Source organism: Niastella caeni (assembly GCF_004834005.1).
GTDB classification, from domain to species: domain Bacteria; phylum Bacteroidota; class Bacteroidia; order Chitinophagales; family Chitinophagaceae; genus Niastella; species Niastella caeni.
Map to the genome: position 1 here is coordinate 567,414 of NZ_STFF01000001.1, position 25,099 is coordinate 592,512.

The 25,099-nt window shown below is 44.1% G+C and carries 23 protein-coding genes; 1 reads left to right on the forward strand and 22 read right to left on the reverse strand.

Annotation, left to right across the window (positions count from 1 at the left end):
- Nucleotides 1–90: 90 nt before the first annotated feature.
- Nucleotides 91–516 (reverse strand): Mov34/MPN/PAD-1 family protein, encoded by a 426-nt coding sequence (locus tag FAM09_RS02240; protein ID WP_136575449.1) that lies wholly within the window; start codon nt 514–516, stop codon nt 91–93.
- 1 nt (nt 517) lies between these two features.
- Nucleotides 518–1,456 carry a PLP-dependent cysteine synthase family protein gene (locus FAM09_RS02245; protein ID WP_136575450.1) on the reverse strand — a complete coding sequence of 313 codons (939 nt, stop codon included), beginning with the start codon at nt 1,454–1,456 and terminating at the stop codon, nt 518–520.
- Nucleotides 1,457–2,157: 701 nt separating this feature from the next.
- Here FAM09_RS02245 and FAM09_RS31360 point away from each other — a divergent pair.
- Nucleotides 2,158–2,283 (forward strand): hypothetical protein, encoded by a 126-nt coding sequence (locus FAM09_RS31360; RefSeq protein WP_262711629.1) that lies wholly within the window; start codon nt 2,158–2,160, stop codon nt 2,281–2,283.
- 92 nt (nt 2,284–2,375) lie between these two features.
- Here FAM09_RS31360 and FAM09_RS02250 read toward each other — a convergent pair whose 3' ends face one another.
- The 20 genes from FAM09_RS02250 to FAM09_RS02345 form a co-directional block, all read right to left on the reverse strand.
- Nucleotides 2,376–3,674, reverse strand: a complete 1,299-nt coding sequence (locus FAM09_RS02250) for a BNR repeat-containing protein (RefSeq protein WP_136575451.1) — start codon at nt 3,672–3,674, stop codon at nt 2,376–2,378.
- A gap of 1 nt (nt 3,675) precedes the next feature.
- A complete protein-coding gene (locus FAM09_RS02255) occupies nt 3,676–4,530 on the reverse strand; it encodes a fumarylacetoacetate hydrolase family protein (RefSeq protein WP_136575452.1) in 855 nt (284 codons plus the stop codon).
- Nucleotides 4,531–4,595: 65 nt separating this feature from the next.
- Entirely contained in the window at nt 4,596–5,699 is a 1,104-nt protein-coding gene (locus FAM09_RS02260) for a glycosyltransferase family 4 protein (protein WP_166437002.1), read from the reverse strand.
- 35 nt (nt 5,700–5,734) lie between these two features.
- Nucleotides 5,735–6,127 carry a VanZ family protein gene (locus tag FAM09_RS02265; RefSeq protein ID WP_136575454.1) on the reverse strand — a complete coding sequence of 131 codons (393 nt, stop codon included), beginning with the start codon at nt 6,125–6,127 and terminating at the stop codon, nt 5,735–5,737.
- Entirely contained in the window at nt 6,117–7,508 is a 1,392-nt protein-coding gene (locus FAM09_RS02270) for an undecaprenyl-phosphate glucose phosphotransferase (RefSeq protein ID WP_136575455.1), read from the reverse strand. Before FAM09_RS02270 ends, FAM09_RS02265 begins: the two co-directional genes overlap by 11 nt.
- Nucleotides 7,509–7,714: 206 nt before the next feature.
- A complete protein-coding gene (locus tag FAM09_RS02275) occupies nt 7,715–8,473 on the reverse strand; it encodes a WecB/TagA/CpsF family glycosyltransferase (RefSeq protein WP_136575456.1) in 759 nt (252 codons plus the stop codon).
- A gap of 28 nt (nt 8,474–8,501) precedes the next feature.
- Nucleotides 8,502–9,059 (reverse strand): acyltransferase, encoded by a 558-nt coding sequence (locus FAM09_RS02280; RefSeq protein ID WP_136575457.1) that lies wholly within the window; start codon nt 9,057–9,059, stop codon nt 8,502–8,504.
- Between the two features lie 51 nt (nt 9,060–9,110).
- Nucleotides 9,111–10,211 (reverse strand): glycosyltransferase family 4 protein, encoded by a 1,101-nt coding sequence (locus FAM09_RS02285; RefSeq protein WP_136575458.1) that lies wholly within the window; start codon nt 10,209–10,211, stop codon nt 9,111–9,113.
- Nucleotides 10,211–11,443, reverse strand: coding sequence for a glycosyltransferase family 4 protein (locus FAM09_RS02290; protein ID WP_136575459.1), 1,233 nt, complete (start codon nt 11,441–11,443; stop codon nt 10,211–10,213). Before FAM09_RS02290 ends, FAM09_RS02285 begins: the two co-directional genes overlap by 1 nt.
- 30 nt (nt 11,444–11,473) lie before the next feature.
- Nucleotides 11,474–11,998, reverse strand: coding sequence for a serine O-acetyltransferase (locus tag FAM09_RS02295; protein WP_136575460.1), 525 nt, complete (start codon nt 11,996–11,998; stop codon nt 11,474–11,476).
- A gap of 299 nt (nt 11,999–12,297) precedes the next feature.
- On the reverse strand, nt 12,298–13,464 hold the full coding sequence (locus tag FAM09_RS02300) for a glycosyltransferase family 4 protein (RefSeq protein WP_136575461.1): 1,167 nt from the start codon (nt 13,462–13,464) through the stop codon (nt 12,298–12,300).
- Nucleotides 13,465–13,497: 33 nt separating this feature from the next.
- Nucleotides 13,498–14,961 (reverse strand): lipopolysaccharide biosynthesis protein, encoded by a 1,464-nt coding sequence (locus FAM09_RS02305; protein WP_136575462.1) that lies wholly within the window; start codon nt 14,959–14,961, stop codon nt 13,498–13,500.
- The gene (locus tag FAM09_RS02310) at nt 14,921–16,246 is read right to left on the reverse strand and encodes an O-antigen ligase family protein (protein WP_136575463.1); all 1,326 of its coding nucleotides are present in this window, start codon (nt 16,244–16,246) and stop codon (nt 14,921–14,923) included. The genes FAM09_RS02305 and FAM09_RS02310 overlap by 41 nt, the downstream gene beginning before the upstream one ends.
- Before the next feature lie 36 nt (nt 16,247–16,282).
- Nucleotides 16,283–17,380 (reverse strand): GDP-mannose 4,6-dehydratase, encoded by a 1,098-nt coding sequence (gmd, locus tag FAM09_RS02315; RefSeq protein ID WP_136575464.1) that lies wholly within the window; start codon nt 17,378–17,380, stop codon nt 16,283–16,285.
- Between the two features lie 53 nt (nt 17,381–17,433).
- On the reverse strand, nt 17,434–18,375 hold the full coding sequence (fcl, locus tag FAM09_RS02320; RefSeq protein WP_136575465.1) for a GDP-L-fucose synthase: 942 nt from the start codon (nt 18,373–18,375) through the stop codon (nt 17,434–17,436).
- Nucleotides 18,359–18,907, reverse strand: a complete 549-nt coding sequence (locus tag FAM09_RS02325; protein ID WP_136575466.1) for a UpxY family transcription antiterminator — start codon at nt 18,905–18,907, stop codon at nt 18,359–18,361. Before FAM09_RS02325 ends, fcl begins: the two co-directional genes overlap by 17 nt.
- 177 nt (nt 18,908–19,084) lie before the next feature.
- Nucleotides 19,085–21,514, reverse strand: coding sequence for a GumC family protein (locus FAM09_RS02330; RefSeq protein ID WP_136575467.1), 2,430 nt, complete (start codon nt 21,512–21,514; stop codon nt 19,085–19,087).
- A 10-nt stretch (nt 21,515–21,524) separates the two neighbouring features.
- Nucleotides 21,525–22,262, reverse strand: coding sequence for a polysaccharide biosynthesis/export family protein (locus tag FAM09_RS02335; RefSeq protein ID WP_243751617.1), 738 nt, complete (start codon nt 22,260–22,262; stop codon nt 21,525–21,527).
- Nucleotides 22,263–22,568: 306 nt separating this feature from the next.
- The gene (locus FAM09_RS02340) at nt 22,569–23,705 is read right to left on the reverse strand and encodes a mannose-1-phosphate guanylyltransferase (protein ID WP_136575469.1); all 1,137 of its coding nucleotides are present in this window, start codon (nt 23,703–23,705) and stop codon (nt 22,569–22,571) included.
- A 520-nt stretch (nt 23,706–24,225) separates the two neighbouring features.
- Entirely contained in the window at nt 24,226–24,951 is a 726-nt protein-coding gene (locus tag FAM09_RS02345) for a hypothetical protein (protein WP_136575470.1), read from the reverse strand.
- Between the last annotated feature and the right edge of the window lie 148 nt (nt 24,952–25,099).

Genomic DNA, 25,099 nt, shown 5'->3' on the forward strand with positions numbered 1-25,099 from the left:
TACACTTTTTCATTTTTCATTCTTCATTCCTATTTCTCATTTCCCTGCCTTCATTTCAACATTCAATATTCGACATTCGATATTCGATATTCAAAAGGTGATCAAATGGTTGTTCTCTTCTTCAAACTGCCAATCGTCATTTAATCGCCAGGAGCGGATGGGCCCGGGTACCTTATCGTTCACCGAAATAATGAGGTACGAAAAGAAAGGCTGCGCGGCCGCGCGGTCGTGCTCAGATGGCACAGCCGGGTGATTGGGATGCGAATGGTACACACCCAGCAATTCAATTTGTTTCTCTTCGGCATATTTTTCGGCGTCCAGGTAATCTTTCGGTGCAATTTCAAAACGCCGGCGCCTGTCGCCTTCTTTTACATTCTTCACTACACGCGCTTCGGTAATGAACCGGCGGCCATTATTGTCTTCGTGACCAAAGACAAAACCGCAACATTCGTCAGGGAAAGCCTCAACGGCATCCTCGATGATTATTTTTTGTACTTGAGGTTCCAATACGATCATGTTATAATAGATTTTTGATGATGTCTTTGTATTTATCGGCATTGTCGGGCAGGATGGTCACCACAATGCCCTGATCTAATTTTTCCGCCACCCGTAATGCGCCTACCAGGTTGGCGGCGGAAGAAGGACTCAATAGTAGGTTTTCATAATGATAAGCGGCTTTGATCATTTCCCAGGCTTCTTCCGTTCCTACTTCCAGGCTATCATCAGCCAGGGAGCTGTCGTAAATGCCGGGCACGATGGCCGTTTCCAAATGCTTCCATCCTTCCAACCCATGTAAGGGATTATCGGGTTGCAGCGAAGTACAGTGAATGGCCGGGTTCAATGCCTTCAATCGACGAACAGTTCCTGTAAACGTTCCGGTAGTGCCGAGGCCGGCTATAAAATGCGTGATGCCGGGCAGGGCATCGAATATTTCCAATGCAGTTGAGTTATAATGCGCTTTCCAGTTGTTATCGTTCTTATATTGATCGGCATAAAAATATTTATCAGGCGATTTGTCGGCCAGTTCTTTGGCCACCTGTTGCGCGCCATCGGTACCTTCAAAGCGCGAGGTAAAAATGATATCCGCACCCAGCGATTGCAGGATCTCCTTTCTTTCCGGTGATGCATTCTCTGGCAAACACAAAGTAACAGGAACCTGTAACCGGTGACCGATGGTTGCATAGGCGATGCCCGTGTTACCACTGGTAGCATCCAGCAGCGCCTTTTGTTGGGTTAATGAACCGTTTTCGATGGCTGCTTTGAAAATGGCGTACCCCGCCCTTGCTTTTACACTGCCCGCCAACTGCTGCCATTCCTTTTTGGCATAAATGGTTACGCCCGGTTTGTTAAATAAGCGGCTGATGCGATGCAAGGGCGTTCGGCCTATTTGTGTTCCGAGCAACTGTACGTTCTTCAACAATTGCTCGTCGCTGGTTGATGTAATTACGGTTGACATAGAAAAAGGTATTAAATAAAAAAAGCCCCCCGATACGTCGGGGAGCTTCAGTTATGTGTATGTATAATGTTTACATAATTCTAAGCATGGCTATCCTCCACCATAATAACCACCTTTTGCTTACAACAGCAACAACAATTGGTGTATGTGTAAAAATTGGCCATCAGGTAGATTGATATCTAAATATACGGAGAAATTATGGAAATGGGGGGGAAGTTTTTCCTGCCGCGTTCCCCGCTGCCCTGCATCCGGCTGATCACTGGTTTTTGTTCGGGTCTTGTTCGCTCCAACGCCTGGGCACGGTCGGCATTTCTTCGGAAGTTGTTCGGAAAACACCCTATGAAACCCAGTACCGCTCCGAAGAGAACCCGAACATTTACCGAACAAAAATGAGTGTAGGCCCAATGCACTCCCGAAAAAAAACCGAAGAAAACGGCCATTGTAAGACAGTTGCAATACCACCGCATACCCTGACAAACCACATTACGTTGTTGTCTTATACAAAAATGTAAAGCCTTATTAGTATAATTGCTAAAACTGTAAAGTTCTCTTCAGTTTAACTCTCCCAAGTGTAAAGTGATTTTAGTTCGAGACAACGATGATTTTTACTACAAATCCTCCCGCTTATTTCCTGACCTCCTCCCGGACTTGTCCCGCACTTCTCCTGCTTTTCACTGGAGAAAGCGGGAAAAACCAGGAGAATGGCGGGAGAAGGTGTTGATCAGTCTGCCACCAGGTCAGGAGCAGGTTGGGAAGGCAACAGGGAAAAGTACAATCATGTACTCAATGCAGTTAATATCTGTATCATACATGCTATTGCGTTATAGAAAACATTTAGCATGCCGTTTGGAGTGAGAATCAAAATTGCAGAAGATCGTTGATTCGTGAGTGTTCTATATCGATATAGAAATCGCTTACCCTAAGGTTTCCACTCCAGCACCTGTACCGGCTGCGGTGGTATGGCCTTGGTGGTTTCGGCATCGCCCTGCTCTACGCGTTCTACAAACAAATGCAACACGCTCTTCTTCTTCCAAAGCTCCTTATCATAACTGGGTTCCCATAAACCAACAGGCGTAGTAGTAAGGTCTTTCACCTGCCATTTTCCCTGCGTTATATTATTACTAATGGCCACGCTCACCTGCCCGCCTTGTTCAATATCGCGGTAAATGAGGATGCCCTGCACCGCACCCTTTTTATTCGCCACAACTATTTGCGGACGGGATATAGGAATGCGTTTGGTGCCTGCGCCCGATAAAGAAAATGGCGTAATGCGGTTGGAGATCTGTTGTGCTTTCCATTGTTGCCCGTTGTGATATACCAGTCGGTACTGGGGTATGGTTGATGCTGAATCGCGCCAATACGTAGCAATGTACGGATGGCCGGCATCATCGGTGCTCATGGACGTGGAGTTGATGAGCTCGCTGTTTTGCGGAATGCGGCAGGCATATTCTGCCGTAGCAGCCGTTATAGGTAATGTATATTTTTCGCCGGTGCTTTTCTCCCAGGTACGTCCGCCATCTTTTGACCGGGCATACCCCATATCGTGGTTAGAAGCTACATCGGGACTTTCGCGCCAAACCCACGAAATATGTAAAGTACCTGCTTTATCAATAGTCATTTGCCAGTAAGCATTGCGCTGGCCTTCCCCGTTGATCCAGCCGTCCTGCAGTTGCGTCCACTTTTTTGTTTTAGTATCATAATGGTTCAGCATCAGGTTGCCATTGCCGCTGCCGCCATCGCGGTACAGGAACAGGAGGTTACCATTGGGCAGCCGGTAAAATTCAGGGTAAGTTACTTTTCCTTCTTTATTACCCGTCATGGGCATTTTATCTGTCAACTGTAAAGAACCGGGGCTTACACTACGGGCATATCGCAATGCATTGTTATGATGGTCCCACGACACATGCAAATAGCCTTCGCCGTCAGTCATAATGCTGATGGTGTTGTGCGCGTCGGTGGCTTTTCCGCTATAGGGCGTTGTTTGCAACGTCCATTTGGTGGAACCGATGGTCCTTTTACCAATGACCAGCCGTTGCGCCGAATCGTAATACGCTATGTATTGGGTATTGTTAAAACTGGTGAGGGAGTTATGGCGGAAAATGACGGCATTGACTGAATTGGCGGCCCAGCCTTTGCCGGCTGTTGATAGCCTAACCCCTGTTTGTGCAATAGTTGTTCCGCTAATAACAAGAAGAATTACGGCGAGCATTTTGGTCATCTTACTCCCTTCCTTTTACATCAACAATATTCACCAGCGTACCAATGCCATCGATGCTGATGGTAACCCGGTCGTTTGGTTGTAAGGTGAAATCGGCTGGCGGCACCAGGCAGGTACCGGTCATTAAAAAACAGCCTGTAGGGAAGTCGCATTCGCGATACAAATAAGAAACCAGTTCCGGCAATAACCGCTTCATGCGGCTGATGGTTGTACTGCCTTCATACATCTTTTTGTCACTGCGATGAATGGTCATATAAATTCCCGTCTCAGCGGAAATCGGGTGTTCGGTAACATATAAACAAGGTCCCAGCCCGGCGCTTTTCTCGTATACTTTGGCTTGCGGCAAATACAAGGGGTTCTCTCCTTCAATACTTCTTGAACTCATATCGTTGCCGATGGTATACCCCTGAATAACGCCTGCCGCGTTAATGTATAAGGCCAGTTCAGGCTCGGGCACATTCCAGGTAGAATCTTTGCGGATGTACACGGTTTGCCCGTGACCAGCTACCCGATGCGGCAATGCCTTGAAGAATAACTCCGGGCGCTCTGCTTCATATACGCGTTGATAGCAATCTGCCCCACCGGTATCTTTTGATTCTTCCATACGGGCATCGCGGCTTCGCAAATATGTAACACCGGCAGCCCACACTTCCTGCGAACCAATGGGCGGCAGTACATATTCCCGATTCCATTCTTCCGCCTGCTCCACGGTTAATTTCTTTCCACTCAAATATGCCGACAGCAAAAATGCGTATAAATTATCGCGGTTGATCAATGTATCCCAGTCGTGCGGCAATACATAATATTCCTCTTTAAACTGTAATACGGTCCCTTTGCTTGTTTTATATAGCTTCATGGTATGGCAGGCATTTTATTCCCGACACTAAAATACTGAATATAGAAAGATGAAGCACACCTTTCTTAATTGTGCATTTTACCTTTCAACACCTGCTCAAAAATACCTGTGAGCCCATCATAAAATTTTTCCAATGTATATTTCTGCATAAAACGCTCACGGGCGCTGTAGCCCATTTGTATCCTTGCCGTTTTATCAAGCAATAATTGTTTCAGTCTCTCAGACAGTTCTTGTGAACTGCCGGGGGATACCAGCAACCCGTTCACGCCATCCTGTAAAATATCGGGAATGCCGCCTACGCTGGTGGCCACTACCGGGATACCGAATTGCATGGCTTCCAATATAGAAAGCGGAACACATTCAGTAAAAGACGGCAGCACAAAAATGTCTGCCAATTCCAGTTCTTCAAACTTATCGGGGCCAAACTTCGGACCAATTACGTCAACCAAATGCGCAATACCGGCAGCAGCACAAAAAGCCTTTGCCTGTTCAATAGGATAATCTACCGGCGCTCCCACTACCCTTGCATGAAACCGGCAACCCTGCTGATGCAACTCAGCAAGGCTGTGCAGAAATATTTCGATCCCTTTACTTTTTACCAGGTTAGAAAGGTACAATATGCGGGGGGCGCCATTGTTTCGCTTTATAATGCGTGTGCTCACGACCTCAATACCATTTGGCAGCACATACGGATCGGGCTTATACACCGTACGGATATCCGCCGTTAGCTTTTCAGAAAGGCAGATGGCCGCTACACCTGTGAATGTTTTCCGCAACAACCATCTTTTATGGCGGCTATTATTCGCCATTTCCTCAATACCTCTTTTATGCAGATGGAAAACGATGCAACGGCAGAAGCGCTTGATCAAACTCGTGATCAGCGCATCCCGGTAAAATATTTTTCCGGTAGGCACGATCGTGAAATATACCAGGGAGGGTTTGAAGGTGATGAGAATGCGGAAGAGCCTGAAAAGAAAGCCCACCATGTGCAACATCTTCAGCGGCGTTATTTTACCAATATCATCCAGGGTTTGGCCAAAATGCAAGGGCAATGTTTTTACCTCATACTTTGATTGCCAGCCGGGATTATCAACCGTGTACTGGTTCATTACGGTTACACCGTGAATGGGGGGCGGAAGCTGAACTATGAATAGGATCCGTGGTTTCATCATTCGGATAGTTTGTTTTTTCATCAGGATATGGATCACCTGTAAAACAGGGAACAAATTAATGTAGCGAGCGAGATGCCCAGGAAATTACTGGTCAGGTCCAATAAAGAAACGGACCTTCCGGGTACAAAGGATTGTAGTGCTTCAAAAAAACAGGAGGATAATAAAATAGCCAGCCAGAATAAAAACTTATAGCGGCCTTTGCAAAAAACAATATAAAGAAATGCAGTGATCGCGAAATAATACCCGCCATGAAAAACCATATCGAGCCACCAATGATAATTGGCGCCAAAGAAATGTTCGGGATGAAAATTGGGCCACTCACAAAATACACCGGTGAGAGTAAGTAAAACAACAAACAAGGCCGTTTTACCCGCACCCTCTAACCGGTATCTAGTCGCTTTCGTCACATTTGTGTTAGAATGCATTTTCTTCGCCTTTTATAGTGTTAAATACCGTCAGGAAAATAATTTTAAGGTCCAGCCACATGCTCCAGTTCTCCATATACCACAGGTCGTACTCCACCCGCTTCTTCATTTGATCGAGCGTTTTTGTTTCACCCCTGAAACCATTCACCTGCGCCCAGCCGGTAATGCCTGGCTTCAGGAACTGACGGATCATATATTCATCGATGATCTTTGAATAATCGGCCGTGTGCTTTAACATGTGCGGCCGTGGGCCTACGATGCTCATATCGCCCATTAATACATTTATAAATTGCGGAAATTCATCGAGGCTCGTCCTGCGTAAGAATTGTCCCAGTTTAGTAATGCGCGCATCATTGCGGGTAGCCTGCAATACATTCGCATTGTCGTTCACCGTCATGCTTCTGAATTTCCAACACCAGAAGCTTTTATTGTCCTGCCCGCTTCGTTGCTGGCGGAAAAAGACAGGCCCTTTTGATTCCAGTTTTATAAGCAACCCAATAATTGGGATCAACCAGGAAAGAATGAACACGAGCACCAATGCGCTCACCACAATATCAAATAATCGTTTTTTGATCTTATTGCCCAGGTCATCTAACGGCTCCCGGCGCAGGGAAAGAACGGGAATTTCATTTAGATAGTCGATATACACCTGTCGTTTTACCAGGGCGCCAATGTCGGGTACTATCCTGAAGCGGATACAATTCTGGTCGGCATTCTTGATAAGCCGGTAGATACCCGGGTTCTGCTCCGGCACAATGGTAGAATATATTTCGGTAGCGCCATACCGTTTGCAAACATCCAGCGCGCCATTGATATTACCTAAAATAGGATAACGCGATAGTTCATGAATATTCTCCAACTCCTCACAATAACCCACCACCTCTTTATTTACGCCATCTTCTTCCAGGTAATCAACCAGTTTCCTCGACAGGTCGTTATACCCCAGCACGATCACTTTATTATGAAAGAAATCTTTCTTTTTAAAATAATGATATACGGCCAGGTACAAAAAGCGGTTACAGACCAGCAGCAATGGAATACCTACTATTATGGTAGCAATAAATAACCGGGAAATGATAAAGAAATGCGAGAAGAACAGAAAGCCGCAGATCATGAGCAGAAAATACAAAAAGGCACGGGTCGATCGTCCGGCAAACAATTCGAAGGAAAATATATTCCGCTCATGGTATACATTTCCCGATAAGGACACCACCAGCCAGGCAACGTTTAAATAAACACCAAAATAGGTGTACTCAACATACGCCTCTATCAACATTTCGCGTTGAAAGAAGAACCGCGCAATAAAAAACACTATGTTGATGGCCATCAGGTCCATGGCCAGTAAGGTCAATTGTAAATGGCGTAAGAATCTGTTATTCATAACTCACAGGTTTGTCGTGAATGGGGAATGGTCAATGGTGAATCGAAAAACGGTTACACGCTGCAAACTGCCCGCAGAATACAAGGCTATAAGCCGTAAGCAAATGCAGGTGCAGTATTTCTTGATCTTTTGGCTTTAGGCTTTAAGCTTTCCATCACTGCCTTTCAATTGGCACAATAGCTAATTAGCACATTGCCTTATTCCCATTATGCCTTTATGCCTCGTTGCCTATTAAAAATCTTCTTGAAGAATAAATAAATAAACAACGAATTGGTAATCACATAGCGGCGGAACAATCGGCGCGGCTCCTGCATTAAACGGAACAACCACTCCAGCCCCAGATGCTGTAACCACGCCGGCGCTCTTTTTTGCATGCCCACCATTACCGGTAAAGCACCGCCTACCCCGATCATTACGGCATTGATGCGCCCTTTCATAGAGGCCATCCATCTTTCCTGCTTGGGACAACCGAGTATTACCAGCACCACGGCAGCGCCCGAGCTATTGATCTTATCTACCAACTTGTCTTCTTCTTCTTTGGTAGCCGGCCTGAACGGCGGACTGTACATACCGGCAACAGGCAGATCGGGAAATGCATATCGCAGATAATTCTCTGTTTTCTCCAGCAACGCAGGCGTACCGCCATAGAAAAAGGCCGGCAACTTCTTCAACATCATTTGTTGCAATAGATCGGGTAACAGGTCCATACCGGCTACACGATCCTGCCTGATGCCATACACATAGCGCAACACCCAGGTGAGCGGTTTGCCATCGGGTGTTACCACCGTAGCGTCGTTGATGATACTATTGAACGTTTTGTCCTTGTACGCTTCAATAAACATGTGCACATTGGCCACACATACGTTGGCAGACTCCTTATGATGCGCCAGCGTTACAATGTGATTGACGAATGAAGAATAATTACCCGTAGTAATGCCAAAATTGATGATGCTTTTCCTTTCCATACCAATAAGTATTTTAGGGATGAAGATTTTACAGTTTGCCGTAGTATTTGGATTGAACCAGTTTAAGATGGGTTTGCAGGTCTACGTCATTATCGAACCTGCTTCGTACTTTTCGGGCGGGCACGCCTGCATAAATGGAATAGGGCTCCACGTCTTTTGTTACCAGCGAACCGGCGCCGATAATGCTTCCCTCACCGATCTTAATACCGCCCATAACAGTAGCACCATAACCGATCCATACATCGTCTTCGATGATGGTAATCATGCCCAGCCCCTTCCATTTATATGCAGGATCGCGGATCTGTGCTGCCAGGCGCATTGGTACACCTGGCTGTTGATAGTGATGGTCGTATCTACCTATAATGGCCACCCGGTTGCCGAACATGACGTTATCGCCAATGATCACATCTGCTTCAATAAAGGAATCCCTGCCAATATAGAAATTACGGCCGATCACTACTTTTTGCCTACCCCAAATACGTACCCGTAATCCGGCATGAAATCCTTTTGCTATGCTATACCTTCTGTACAGCACTTTACGAAGCAAAAGATCTCGTATTTGCCTGATTACATTTACAATCGACATATTGATTAGTTTCCGGGTTGTTGACGAATCGGTGCTGGCAGAAGCAGTTATTTATGCGTGGTTAATAGACATCATTACTTCATGCATGCCGGCACAAACCTGGCCGCGTGAAAACTTTTTGGCAATCTGCCGGTTGTTCTCCGACATGGTTTTGCGCAATGCATGATTTTCGTATAAGGTATTAATGGCTTTTGCTACACTTTCGGGCGATTCTCCATCTACCCATAACACATTATCAGGCGAGGACAAATGGTCCCTGGCCGCCCTGATGCGGGTAGTGATGACCGGTAAACCAGCGGCTACCGATTTAAACAGGGCCATCGGGAACCCTTCGTTGAAATAAGTAGGGAATGCGAGCATGTCGGCATTGGCATAAAAATGATCGCATTCATGATCGGGTATAAATCCCGGGAAACGCGTAAACTTCGTAATCTCCAATGCTTCCGTTCTCTTCTTCAGCTTTTCCAGGTCGGGGCCATCGCCCACAAATACAAACTGGCAATCATCTTTACACGTAAGCATGGGTATACTTTCCAACAAACTAAAAACGCCTTTCTCCCGTACTATGCGGCCAACAAACAACACTTTGAACTTTTGTTCATCCAGCGCATACTTTTCCCTGAATTCAACAGATGCCACCGACCTGCCGGGGTCAACGATATTGGCAGTAATAAATATTTTCCGGGCAAGCGCTTCGTCATATTGCCGCACCATTTCTTTTTCTTCATTCGATAAAAAGAACCAGGCATCTACATGCTTTCTCAAAAATGGTATCATCAGCTTCCGGTAAAAAAATGAGGCCTGCTGCAGCACAGATACATCGGAACCGTGGGTCTTTATAACAATTTTTACGCGGCGTAAATAAAAAAGCTTTATGATCAAAACTGTAATAAAATCACGGGTTGTACCTACCGGTTCAAACCGGGAGTTCAGGTATAAGATATCCGGTGAAAAAGCATACAACTCTTTCACGATGTTCAGGGCCTTCGCTATTACACCCCATAGCTTTTTTATTTTGCCGGCCGAACTATCATTACGACCGTATGGTACCGGTTTGCAGGTGTACCCCAGATCGGTAAAACCATCGATCTCGTCGTGCGATAAAAGAACGTGATGTTTTGGCGGAACTCCCACCAATATCCGCTGAGCCATTAATTGTAGAATTGAGAGGTTATTAAATGCACTTTGCGTTCCCAGGTATTTCCCTTGGCATAATTGTATGCGTTAACAGAGCATTTCTTTCTTAATTCAACATCTTTATACAACCTGGTTATTGCTTTGGCTATATCAAGTGCCGTGTTCTCTTTTGTTGAAGGCTTTATTTTAATGCCACATTCGTTACTTACTGCCAGGGCGGAACCATGAATATCCAATGTGATCACCGGCAACCCGAACGCCATGGCTTCGTTTAACTGGGCCGGGCAGGAATCACGCAACGAGCAGAAAATAAAAACATCTGCCTGTTCATAGTGGTGCACCACTTCATTAAACGGAATTTGTCCTAATATCCGCAACCGCTTTGTGTCTAATCCATATTGCTCTATCCATCCCGGCAGGAATTGGTATTGCTCTCCCCCACCCACTATGGTGAACGTATAGTCTACGTCTTCGGGCACCAGTGACAACGCATGCAGAATAAGGTTCAACCCTTTTCGAGGCAACATGCGCCCTACCCATAGCAGGTTCAGTTGCCTGCCTGGCTTTCGTTCTATGAACTCCATATGCTGCATAGATAACGGGATCGCATTATCCAGGATCAGGTGAACATTACCAGCTTCTGCTGACCGTATCTTTTGCACTATGTTGGCGGTATCCTGGTTGGTTACAAGAATATGATCTGAACGGGTAACCGTATTCTTTAAGTTGTTGCTGAATTTTATGCTCAGCTTTGAGATCAGGCTCCGTATTCTTTCAATTCTCCAGGCCGGTCCAAAATAATCTTTGAATGCAGGCAATGCTTCCTGTCCGCCACCCACCGGACCAAATATGATCCGGGTATTTTTTAGCTTCCATAAAAAAGTGCCTTGCTGAAAACTGCCGAACGTAACATGATGCGCTACGTCAAACCGCAATTTCTTATGCAACTGTACTGCGATACCGGCTGCTTTCTTCCGCCATAAATAGTAATGTAAGTAGATGGTTTTGGAAGAAGTGTTCAACAACATTTTATCGAGGTTCAATGCCAGCTCTACAAAAACGATATGCAGATTGGGCAACCCCAGTTTTTGCAGTTCCGCTTCTGTAGCCTCCCGGTCTTCTACATTGGTCAAACACCACACCTCATATCCCTGCAGGGCCAGGTTGAGCGCCCAACTCCATCCGTTACCCGGCTCACTTCCTTTAATAGGCGAGCAGGCATATGCACTTAATAAAACCTTCTTCATAAAAGATTGCTGTTTGCTTGCTGAAGTATTTTATGCCACTTCTACCGCTTGCAGCCGTGTTTTGATTTGTACAGCCGGGTTACCAGCCACGACTGCATTAGCAGGCATACTTTTGGTCACCACCGAGCCACAGCCAATGGTAACGTGATCACCGATTGTTATTTCTCCTATAATGCACGCATTACAGCCTACCTCTACGTAATTGCCGATCACCGGCGACACCGAGATGGCCCCGGTTGGCAGCTGTTTATTACCGATAGTAGTGCAATGCCGTAGCGTACAATAATTCCCTATTACAACCTGGCTGTTCAATACCAGCCCCTGCCCGTGATAGATCCTTAGTCCGCGGCCAATTTTGGTATTCCATGGAATTTCAATACAAAAGAACCATTCAACGAGGATCTTGTAAAAAATGCGATAGGGATACCCCAGGTAATAATAAATTTTACGGGTAGTGCAGAAATTGGCGATCCTGAATAATAACAGGATCACGCGACCTTTCGCACTGGTGCTATTGGCGGCCCAGTCCTGGAAGATAAATTCAATAAAATTCATAATGATTAAAGGTTATGGTGAAGGGAGATCGACAATGGATGTCGATGATTTCTTTCAAATGGGCAATCAAAAAACGTGAAACGGCAAACGTGAATGTTGCATCCACCTTCGCCCAGGCTTCGGTGCACAAGTCGTGAATCGGCAATCGTGAATCGGCTAGTAGTAAGTAGCTAGTGGGGCTCAAATTCAGTTACCAGCTACCTGATACCAGTTACCGGTCTCAAATCAAAAGCAGGCTGATTATCTGCCGGCATGCTGAAACTTAGGTCCTGGCAATGGGGAACCGGCAACCGGTACCCTTAAGATGCGTACGCATGTAACAAAATCTCGGTATTCCTGCTCCACAACTCTTCTACCTGGTGGTGATTGATGTTTTGTGCTAAAGTTTTATAATGGTCGTTTCGTAAGGCGAACCGGATACCTGCCGCCAGCTTTTCCGGATCACTGGGTGGCACCAGCAAACCATTCACATCGTGTTTTATAAACTCGGGGAAAGAACCCACATCCGTAGCTATTACCGGTGTCTTTAACCCAAAGGCGGTCATCAATACCCCGCTTTGCGTAGCGTCTTTATACGGACAAACAATAAATTTCGCTTCCTGTATCAATGTGGCCAGCTCATCGTTGGGAATATGCTTTTCAATCAGTGTAATGTTATTCTTATACGTGCTCAACATACCATCGTTAATAGCAAACCCCGGAAACCGTTTGCCGGCTATGATCAATTTCTCCTGCGGAAATTCCCTAAACACTTCTGGCATGGCCTGCAACAGATCATCAATTCCCTTGTATGGCGATAACCGGCCAAAGAATAAAATGTGTTTCTTTTTCTCTTGTTCAGCCGTTACCAGTTTTTGTAAATAACCATATGGGCTCATCTTCAGCACCATTTTGGTTTGCTTTCGTTTTTTATAATGCTGCTCGAATTGCTTCTTCGCAAAATGCGAGTAGAACAGGTAATTCTTCTTAACCGGCATGTTAAAAAAGAAAGTACGCGGCAGACTTATCTTCCAGCTATCTTCTCCGCTATGCGGAACCGGATCGTGGATGGTGATGCAGACGTTCTTGAATGCTTTTAAATAGAGCAACATGCCAATGGCCCGAAGACTAAAAGTTTCAAAATGGATAATATCGGGCCTGAATTGCCTGATGTATTTCCACACGTTGAATGAAACCTGTAATGTGCTATAGGAAAATCCTGTTTTATGCGGATGGATGACAAAATGCACACTGGCGGCGCCGTTAAAATAAGGTTTCAAATTCTGGTAACTTTCCCTGGTAAGTATTTCTTCCGGCTTTACCAGCGTTTTCCCTTCGGGAAACTGATCGATCTCCAGGATCGTCATATTCCTGCCATGCGGCGTTAACTCGATCAACACATGCAACTGCACGTGCTTTTTAAGTACATTGATCAACTCAATAGACACATCCAAAAAAGCTACCTGCATGTAATAAACAACTGTCATGGTATAATAGTTTCAAGTTACAGGGTACAGGTTTCAGGGGACCGGCTTCAAGGCACTTCGGGCATCATTCAATCTGTTGCCGGTAACAATGGCAACAATGATCACTATCAACAACCAATAACCGGTAAATAATACGATTGGTGAAAATTTAAATGATAATAAGATGTATATAACAACCAGTAACCCGGTCAGCAAATAGAATTTTAACACATGCCCTATCGTTACCATGCCCTTACGAACCAATAGCACGTCCTGGCAAATATGAAATATCAGGAAAGAAAAAAAGATGGCCAGGTTTACCGTAGTAAGACTTTTTACAAACATAAAGCCGGCAAAACAAAATACTACGTTCAGCACCAGGCTGGTTACATTGATCCACATATCGGCCCGTTCCATATTCATAGCCACCAGCACGTTGGCCTGTAACAGCGCTGTCGGGAAGATCAGGATCGTTAAAAACATTTCTTTTGTAAAAGCGCCGGTAGCATTATAGGCGCTTCCGAAAGCCCAGGGGATCAAAGTGTCGGCAAAAGAGTAAATGAAGGTGTAGGCAAACAACCCGAACAATAAATAATAATTGAACACCTTGCTATAATAGTTCCTGAAATCGTGAAAGGTGCCGGTCTTGAATTGTTGTACCAATGCGGGAAATACCGACATGGATACAATCAATGGTAAGATCTGTGCAATGGCAAACACCCGGAAAGAGATCTCAAAATGCGCAACATCCGCCAATGGCAACGTCTTTGAAATAATGATATTGGAAATGCGCCAATATGCAATAGAAACACTGCCGATGATAATAAACGGCCAGTTGGCAAACACGATCTTTTTAACTTCACTCCAGGCCAGCGGGTAATTCCATAAGGAACGCAGGCTGATGGTCTTCGACGAACCAAAGCCCAGGAAAAAATTCAGTGTTATAAACCGTACCGCTATCATTGAAATACACAGAGTCATAATAGAGAACGGAAAAAGGAACAGCAGGCAACCGATAGCGAACCTGAGGATAGAATCTATGATTAGAATGATAAAAGTTTTGTTCTGGTTGAACTCGGCTATGTTCAACGATTTGATGGCGTAGATGATATTATCGAAAATAATGTTCACGCCCAGCAATACGATCAGGTATTGCAACACCGGGTCGTGGTACAACAGGAAGGCGGTGATTACACTACATACATAAAAAAAGCAACCGCTGTACAATTGTATTTTAATAAACCGGCTTACCAACTCCTGCCTGTCGGTAATATCAACCAGCTCGCGGGTAAACCATTGCCCTAAACCCAGCGTTGAAAAGGCAGCCAGGAATTGATAAATAGTATTGGCAATAAGAAAGAAGGCAAATTCACCCGTGGTGTACTTGCGCGCTATTATCACAAAAAACAAACTGAGCAAAATACTTTGCAGGCCGTTGGCCGCAATGCCCCAGAAGCTGTTTTTTATTAACCTTGACTTAAACAAGTTCATTGTTTGCTGCATCAGGTTGCTCTTCATCAACAATTTTTGAACGATTTGATAAATAGATCAGGAATGTTGACAGGCATATCAGCACAATCAGATTCCTTCTATCGGTTATAGAGTACAGCGATATAAAGGATACCAGCCAGCAGATGATGGGCGCTATAAAGAGCAGGACCCGGCCATCTGCCTGTTTTTTTACCCAGGCCCGTATGGCGCCAATGGCAGGACCCACAATAAGAATGAATGCCACTATAAATGCCGGCCCACCGAACTCCGTTAGTATTTTCAAATATCCATTCTCAGGCTGATCAAGGAAAATGATCTCATCTTCCAGTACCAGGTATTGGTCCTGCGCATACCGCGAAACATAATCTTTATAATTTCCAATGCCAATACCTAAAAAAGGATGCGCCCGGTAAATATCATACGCCTCCTGCCAAATGGTAGCCCTGAAATCGAAGGAGTTATTAAAATCATCCTTGCGGTTAAACATGATCAGTGATTTGGAAAAGAAAGCGATCACCAACCCACCGGCCAAACACCCAACAATGATGTACTTTTTATATTGCATGCCGGCGAACAATAACAGGAACAGCACACCAGCGCTTAATCCCAGGAATGCCGATCGTCCGCCGGTTAAGAAAATAGCTACGGCCACCGACAAAAAAAGCAACAGGTTCTTAAACCCGGGCCGTTGAATATTTTTGTTGTTTATCAGGAACAAAAAGCTCAGCATAGCCAGGAACTGGGCATATTTCTGCGAATCGTGAAAGAAACTGGGATAGCGAATACCGTTGCTGTCTAATGTATTCTGGTTTAATTCCGAATAGAACCGCAGGTTGAGCCCCACCACCAACTGTGCCGCCAGGAATACCATGGAAAACAGGCAGGCAAACTGTAATCCATTCACCATTTTGTTTATGAACTTCTGATCATGCACACACTCTACCATCAACAGGCGCGCATAAATAAAAACCGGAAAGACCGTTAAAATGGTTAATAAGGAATTGGTGATGAAGGATGAGGTAAGGCTGCCAAGCAGTAATAAGAGTATCAACGTACAAAAACCACCAAAATAAAACCGGTTCGGTTTATAAATACTCATGAAATCCTTATACTGCATTAACAGCATAACATAGGAAAACCCGTCGAACAGGGACAGGCTTCCCCATTGATAAGGCGTAATTTTCAGATCTATCAGCGGCAGGGCGAACAACATATACAAAAGATAGGTTCGCCTGGGTTGCCTGCTGAACAACACACAAACTACAAATACCAGAATAGCTGCGGCGGTTAAAACCACCATCAGTGATTGCATATAATATGATTTGGAAAGTTCTGTAAGAACTCACTATCAGCTTATCAAATGTTCAAATTGTACTTTACCTGACTTTTCAATTTCTATTACATCACTCTCTACCATTTCTTTTACGAGCATAGAAAGATCATACTTTGGTTCCCAGGCCAGTTTGGTTTTCGCTTTGGTAGCATCACCTATTAATAATTCCACTTCAGTAGGCCGGAAGTAATTGGGATCCACAGCCACCACCTGTTTACCTAATTCCAATTGATAGTTGTCGTTGGTACAGGCAGCCACAAAACCGCGTTCATGCAAGCCTTCACCGGTAAATTCCAGCAAAATGCCCAACTCTGCAAAAGCCATTCTTACAAATTCCCGCACTTCGGTGGTGATGCCGGTCGCAATCACAAAATCTTCCGGTGTTTCCTGTTGCAGTATCTTCCACATCGCTTCTACATAATCCTTTGCATGGCCCCAGTCGCGTTGCGCGTTCAGGTTACCCAGGAACAAACAATCCTGTAAGCCAAGTGCTATGGCGGCGGCAGCGCGGGTTATTTTACGCGTAACAAAGGTTTCACCGCGTAATGGACTTTCATGGTTGAACAAAATACCATTGCAGGCGAACATGCCATACGCTTCCCGGTAATTCACCGTGATCCAATAAGCGTACAGTTTTGCTACTGCATACGGACTGCGCGGATAAAAAGGTGTTGTTTCTTTCTGCGGAACTTCCTGCACCAATCCGTACAACTCAGACGTAGAAGCCTGGTAAATACGGGTTTTCTTTTCCAGCCCCAGGATCCTGATCGCCTCCAGTAATCGCAAAGTGCCAATGCCATCGGCGTTGGCCGTGTACTCAGGTGTATCAAAACTTACTTTCACATGGCTCATAGCGGCCAGGTTATAAATTTCATCTGGCTGCGTTTCCTGAATGATGCGGATCAGATTGGTGCTGTCGGTCATATCGCCATAATGCAACCGAAAGCGAACATTCTTTTCATGCGGGTCCTGGTACAAATGATCTATACGATGGGTATTGATGAGCGACGACCGCCGCTTTATGCCATGTACCATATATCCTTTCTCTAATAATAATTCCGCCAGGTACGCACCGTCCTGGCCGTTGATTCCGGTTATGAGCGCTGTTTTCATTTGAGAATAGTTATTTTTTTTTCAGATGGGACCTGCCGGCAGCAGGCCTGCCATCAGGCCATTGTTTTTTCGGGAGTTGTTATGTAATCTTCATATACCTGCCGCAAGCCTTCTTTCAGGGATATTTTATGACGCCAGCCCAATGCATGCAGTTTGCTTACATCAAGTATCTTTCGGGGGGTGCCATCGGGCTTGGTAGCATCCAGTACGATGCGCCCTTTGTAGCCCACCAGGTTTTTGATCAGTTCGGCCAATTGTATGATACTGATATCTTCGCCAACACCAACGTTAACCGGTGCTTTGTCATTATAATGCTCCATTAAATGCAGGCAGGCATCGGCCAGATCATCTGCATGCATAAATTCACGCAACGGCGATCCGGTTCCCCATATCACTACCTGCGGTTCCTCCCGCTCTTTAGCTTCATGGAATTTTCTTATCAATGCAGGCAGCACATGACTGCTTTGCAGGTCGTAATTATCGTTGAAGCCATACAAATTGGTTGGCATTACTGAAATAAAATTGCAACCATACTGATCGCGATACGCCTGGCAAAGTTTAATACCTGCAATCTTGGCAATGGCATACGGTTCGTTGGAAGGTTCCAACAGGCCAGATAATAAATATTCTTCTTTTAATGGCTGGGGCGCCAGTTTGGGATAAATACAGGAAGAACCGAGGAACAGCAGTTTCTTCACCCCGCTTCTGTGTGCCTGGTGAATAATGTTGCTTTCAATCATCAGGTTATCATATAGAAAATCGGCCCGCCAGGTATTGTTGGCTACAATGCCTCCTACTTTAGCGGCTGCCAGGAATACATAATCAGGTTGTTCGGTTTCAAAAAATTCGGTTACAGCTAACTGATCGCGCAGGTCCAGTTCTCGGGAACTACGGGTGATCAGGTTATTGTACCCTGCCCCTTTCAATTTCCTGGTAATTGCACTGCCAACCATTCCCCGATGACCGGCGACAAAGATCTTATCTGAAGAGCGCATTATAAAAATAGTTATTGGTGTATGAAGTTGTGATTGGTATTATCTCTACGTTGCCCTTTTCTACTTCTGCGGTCATGGCATAACCCAGGGAAGGCAGATGTACTTTCACCGTTCTGCTTCTCACTTCAATTACATCGCCTTCATGCGCCATAAGCGGACCGCTGGAGATTCTCACCCGGTCGTGCATGTTAACGTTTATCTTTTCCAACTTAACGTCATGGTATTCATTGAGGAATTGTTTAACCGCATCAATTTCTTCTTCGCGGATAACAGCCGGCTGACCGAGCCAGTATACAAAATTCAGGATGCCATCGGTTTGTTTTATTGCCAGGTGTTCCTGCGGAGTGGTGTGTACAAAAACATAGGACGTAAATAAAGGCTCATACACCAACTTCTTTCTATCGGCCCATTGACGTACTACCTTGTTTAGCGGACAATAGTTCTCTATATGCTTTTTACCCAGCAGATCAGCTACCTTTTTTTCCCAACGGGGCCGTGTATACACAGCGTACCATTTCTTGTTTGTGTCCATATCCTTCATTTAAGTTTGTGTTAAGAACAGGCTCCGCCCAACTCAGTTACAGACACCTGTAACTGGCAATCAATTTCTAATCTATGTCAGGGCTGTCGTGAGGTGTTTGCGGACTATCTGGTTTTACAGTAGGTGAGCCTTCACCAATTTTCGGTGACCCACCTTTAATCCGTCACTTTATACAGGTTTAAACGATGTCTTTTGTTTTCTTTTCTCTTTATAGGCATAGCCATCTCCATACCCATAGCCATAACCATAATGGTGCTTGCCAAATCCACGCGGGCGAATCCCATTAAATACAATAGCCATGTTCTTCAATATATTCACCTTGCTGTTCTTGTCGATCTGTTCTACCAGCACTTTTGGCGTATGCCGATGCCTGATGATATATAAAGTAGCATCGCAATATGGAGAGATAATATATGCGTCGGTTACAGGCGCAACAGGCGCCGAGTCAATGATAATATAATCAAAAATGCCGTCGAGGTAATTCAGTAAGTCTGGCAACCGGTTGCTCATTAACAACTCTGTTGGGTTGGCCGACAATGGTCCCGCGGGAACAAAGAATAAATTCTCGTTTACTTCTGTTCGCCTAATAATTTCTTCAGGTTCCCTGGTTCCCAATAAATAACTCGAAATACCAACATCAGCACTGATCTTCAGGTATTCACTGATGGCCGGACTATGCAGGTCCATTTCAAGCAGCACTACTTTTTTACCGGTGAGGGCCATGCTTAACGCCAGGTTGGTGGCAATAAAGCTCTTTCCTTCCCCGGAGATACCGGAAGTTACCAGCACCTTTTTATTCGTAGTATTCACACCGAGGTAGTTGAGCGCAACCCGCAGTTTACGGAACTGCTCTGCCACAAACGTGCGGTTGTTGGCGCCGATCACGATCGGGTTCTTTGATTTATCGACGGATATTTCTGCAATGATCGGATGATTTGTCAGTCGCTCAATATCCTGGCGGTACATGATCTTCCGGTTGAATAATTCTTTCAGGGTTATCCAAACCACACCAACAGTCAGGGCAATTATAATAGCGATGGCAAAAACAACAGGCGTTTTAGGACTCACCGGCACTACTGTTGATGAGGCCCTATCCACCACGCGGCTATCAGAAACGTTCGCCGCATAGGACAGCGCTGTTTCCTCTTTCTTTTGCAGCAGGAAAGCATAAATGCTTTGCATGGTGCTTTGCTGACGGCTTATCTCAATGAGATCACGTTCCTTTTTAGGAATGGTTTGTAATACGGAGGTATAACCACTGTTTGTTGAAGCCAGGTTAGTTCTGCTTGCCTGTAAACTTCTTCGCTGGTTTTGAATATTCTCCAGGATACCTGGTTTTATGCGGTTGATCTGATCAGTTACCGAGGAAAGCAACGGATTATTTTCAGCGGTAGTTCCTTTCTTCTTTTCATATTCCAGGTCCAACTCGTATAATTTATCCAGCAGGTTCGATAACACCGGATCGGTTACGCCCAGGGTAGAAGGCGCAATGCTACTGTTGTTATCTTTTTGTTTTACATAATGCTCTACCTGGTCAAGTACGGCCAGCTTCATATCTATTTCACTCAACTTCTGGTCATTGGCGCTTACATTCTCCAGGAACAATTTACCTTGCTCGCTCACGTCTACTGCTTCCTGGGATGATTTATATTTTTCAATCTTATTTTCTATCCCGCTCAGGTCACGCGCTACGTGGTTCAACCTGTCTTCAACAAAGCGCAGCGTATTTGCGGCAAGGGTATTTTTATCTTTCAACATTGCCACGTTATAGGCCGACAGCAATTCATTTAATATATCCTCGCCACGTTCAGGCACTTCATCGCGAATGGTAAGATTCAAAATAGAAGATAGTTTACTGGCCGAGGCAATCACCAGGCGGTCCTGAATATCTGCAATTACTTTTTTAGGTTCCAGCAAGGTGAAATACAATTGACCTTCGGGCACATAAGCGGTATCGCTCAATCGGTTATTGGGTTCAAATTGTAACGTACCATATGGCGTTTGTACCCATTCTTTTAACGGGAAGCTATCTACACCAATAATTACTTTCTGTTCGGCTTTGCTATAAGTAAAAGGTATTTTCTTTACTTCTCTCAGGCTATCCGGGCTTTTTGCCTTAATAGTGATCGGAGAAATTGTATAGGCTGGCAATCCGCCCGGCGCAACACCTCTTTTCGCTAACCAGGCAGAAGCTTTATTTGTGTTTTCGGAGATCCATTTATTTTTCGGCAGCCAGGAATCAAGTTCCCGTTCTTCATAAACGGGTGCATACAATTGCAAATTGTTAACCACTTCCTTTACCAGTGAGCGTGATTGCAGCACCTCCATTTCATTCTCCAATATCTTTTTGGTAGATATCAGGTTAAGCGATTCAAGTCCTTTGGAATCTTCCACGCCTTTTTTCTCATCTTTAATTAACAGGCGGGCAGTAGATTCGTATTTAGGAATTGCATACCGCATAAACAAGCAGGCTGCTCCTACTGCCAGTAACAACAGAAATACAAACCATGGCCAGTAAGAAGCATAACGGTTCCACAACTGGTTTAAACTGGTTTCCTTACTCTCCATCTCCAATCCGTTTTTGTGTGTCACTTGCATAAAAAAAATTTTATCTTGTTAAACGATCTACTACAATTACGCCCAGCGATAAAGCACTAAGAACGATAGGTAACCACTGATTACTACGACTTGTACTGGCTACTTTTGCTTTATTCGGTTCCACATACACAACATCATTCGTCTTCAAATAATAATATGGTGAATTAAAAAGCTCGGTTGAATTCAGGTTCAGGCGATGTGTTACTTTTTTACCATCTTCATCCCTTATCACCAATACATTATCACGTTGCGCATAGATGGTAAGGTCTCCGGCCAGTCCAATAGCTTCCAGCAGGGATATCCTTTCACTGGGCACGGTAACCACTGTGGGATGCGCCACTTCACCTAAAACCGTTACTTTAAAATTGAGGAAGCGAATAGTTATGATGGGATCTACCAACAGCTTTTTATCAACCAGCGATTTGGTCAATTTATCTTTCAATTCATCCTTTGATAAGCCGGCAGCTTTTACAGCTCCTAAAAAAGGGAATTGAATATTGCCTTCTCCATCTACCAGGTAACCAGTGGCTGAAGTGGTAGTGGCGGTGTTATTGTTTGCAGGTGTATTATTAGGTTGATTGAATATAGCTGATGCTTCAGGATTCAAACTGCTAACCGAAATGCTTAACAGGTCATTATTTTGTATAACCAGTTTTGGGATAGCCGGTGATTCAAAAGAACCGGTCTTCTGACCTGAAAAATAAACTGCCTTCTGGGTATTCACGCATGATGATATGCTCACCAGCATTATTACCAAAATACTATAAAATTGTAAAGCCCGCCACTTATGTGGCCATGCCATTGTTCTCCTATAACCCATATATGAATTTTAATTTTGCCCGACAAGCATACTACGCTACAGGATACAGATCCAATTCAATCAGGAGTAAAACCAAAGACAAGAGGTATTTATATAGCAAGCATAGGATCGTTAAGGTCTCGGTCTTATATCAAAAAGCTTGCACATTATCCGGTATATGGGATTTAATTTTTCAGTGCCAGCTACCTATTCTATTCGTTTAGGAATGATTATCAGTATACAAACAAAATTTATTTAATATACACGTTCAATTCCTGTAAGCGTTGGTTTTAATTTGTTGTTAACAGAATACAGATACCGTTCGCCTTTTAATTTTTTTACCTCGCTTACATAATTCTTTATATCCTGCTCTTTTTCTTTCTGGCATATCAGCAGTACATCTGTAGTATCAACCACAATGTAATTTTGCAATCCCTGCAAAACAACCAGCTTTTCATCTGACGCATGCACCACACATTGTGCTGTATCTATTACCACCACCCCATTGCCGGCCACTGCATTGTTACGCACATCCTTTCCCATATTTTCCCAGGCGCTGTTCCATGTTCCCAGATCACTCCACCTGAACGATGCAGGTATTATATATACATTCTTCGCCTTTTCCATAACCCCAACATCAATTGATACATTTTCACATACTGCGTATATATCGGCGATCATTAATCTCTCAAAACTTGTTCCAAGCCAACTTTCTTTTTCTTTAAACAATTGATACAGATTGCCCAGGTGCTTTTCAATTGAATGAATGATCGAACGTGCCTTCCACACAAAAATTCCTGAGTTCCACAAATATTCCCCACTGCTCACAAATTTTGTGGCTCGTTGTGCATCTGGTTTCTCAGTAAATGTTATTACTTTATGGATGCCGGGTTGAAAAACGGCTTTATCAAATTGTATATATCCATACCCAGTATTGGCATACGAAGGAGTGATACCTATTGTTAGTAGGGCATCGTGTATATCCACAAATTGCAAAGCCTGTGTACAAACTTCTTCAAAATCGGGTTGATCGAGGATGAGGTGATCGGCCGGCGCCACAATAATAGAAGCATTCCAGTCTCTTTGTAGAATTTTAAAAGAAGCGTAAGCAATACATGGCCCGGTATTCTTTCTTTCCGGTTCGGTCAATATATTTTCTTTGGGTATTAAGGGTAATTGCTTATCTACAATACCGGCATAATCTGTAGAAGTAACTACATAAATATTCTCTATAGGCGCTATCCTTTCAAAACGCCTGAACGTTTGCTGGATCAGGGTTTCACCTGTACCCAGTATATCAAGAAACTGTTTGGGATAATCTGTTCTGCTAACCGGCCAAAAACGGGAGCCGATCCCCCCTGCCATAATTACCACATAAGTAGATCGTTGCATACCTTTCATTTTGTTTCAGAAATAAAATACCCTAACAAACACTAGTTCTGTTTGTGAAATGTGAATAGCAATCGTTAATTGTTGAAATGGAATAGCTAAACCCTTTGAAGCATTATACTATATACGCCACTGTTCAATTAGCATTTAAAATTCGCCCTTCATTCAGATAATTAATTGGTTAAGGGATCTTATTTCCTGAAATCACAAATATCAAATCACAAGATCCAAATTTGAGATCCGTTTAGGAAGTTTGGTTCTTGGAATATGTTTATTTGGAATTTTGCATGGAACCCCAGTCTTTAATGCAAATTACAAGCCCGGATAATTATCGTGTGTGCGGTGTGGTTTATATTAAGAAATTGCCGAAAGTTTGGGTAATAAAATACTCAAACCATATTTATTTTTGATACAACGATCAAAAAGAATGGGAAAGAAAAGGATTACCCAATATTATTAATGTTTGTTATGTTTATGTTACTGCCAGTATTAAAGGTAAAATACACAGTAAAAATTACTATGGCTATTCAAAAAGGCAGATGGCTGTGGCGTTCTGGATGGGTTTGCCGTCTTTAACTCTGAGCAGCATAAACATGATGATGCTTTTGCCATTTTTAAGCTGTCCAATATCGAACGTAATTTTTGTAGTAGAGAAGTTGGTCATATTCGCATCTATATCGTCTAACATCTCGTAGGTGTAATGGTATCCCGTCCAGGGACTTTTAAAAGGATTGTTGCTATCTTCTGAACCCGATTTATTGCCAAACTCCAATTCCATTCCATTATAGATCGGTTCATTCAATACTACATTGAACTTAAGCGAATCCAATGCTTTTAACCGGCCGGTACCACGAAAAGTGAGTGTATTCTTCTTTCGCTTTATCACCAGCGTTTCATCGCCTGTTTTTACCAGCTCCTGTTTCTTATCTGTATCATCCATGGCGATATACTCATTATACTCTGCCTTTGTTAATCCAAACTTGGCATAGATAATAGCGGAATCGGTAACAGTGGCCATTGAATCCCGGATCCAGGCGGCGTTCTTCTGGGCAGCTTTCATTATTTTGGAGGTAAGCTCTAACTGGCGGGGATTTACCGTTGACTTAATGCTCATAAGTTCCACCTTATGTTCGCCCGGCTTCAGCCATAGCCTGATGTCTTCCCCAAACTCCTGCCCTTCGGCAGACTGACCATAACCTTGACCAATAAAAGACGCCAGGGAAACCAGGGACACCAGGATGGATTTCATATATATTATTATAATGTACCGCCCCAAGATAAAATATGTTTTTCGAATATAAAAGAACAGGATGGCGGTTGCCGGTTTTCATTAGCACATTTGCAAATTATCACATTGACTACTGACATACTGTTGTCACCACCCATACTTTTCTTTG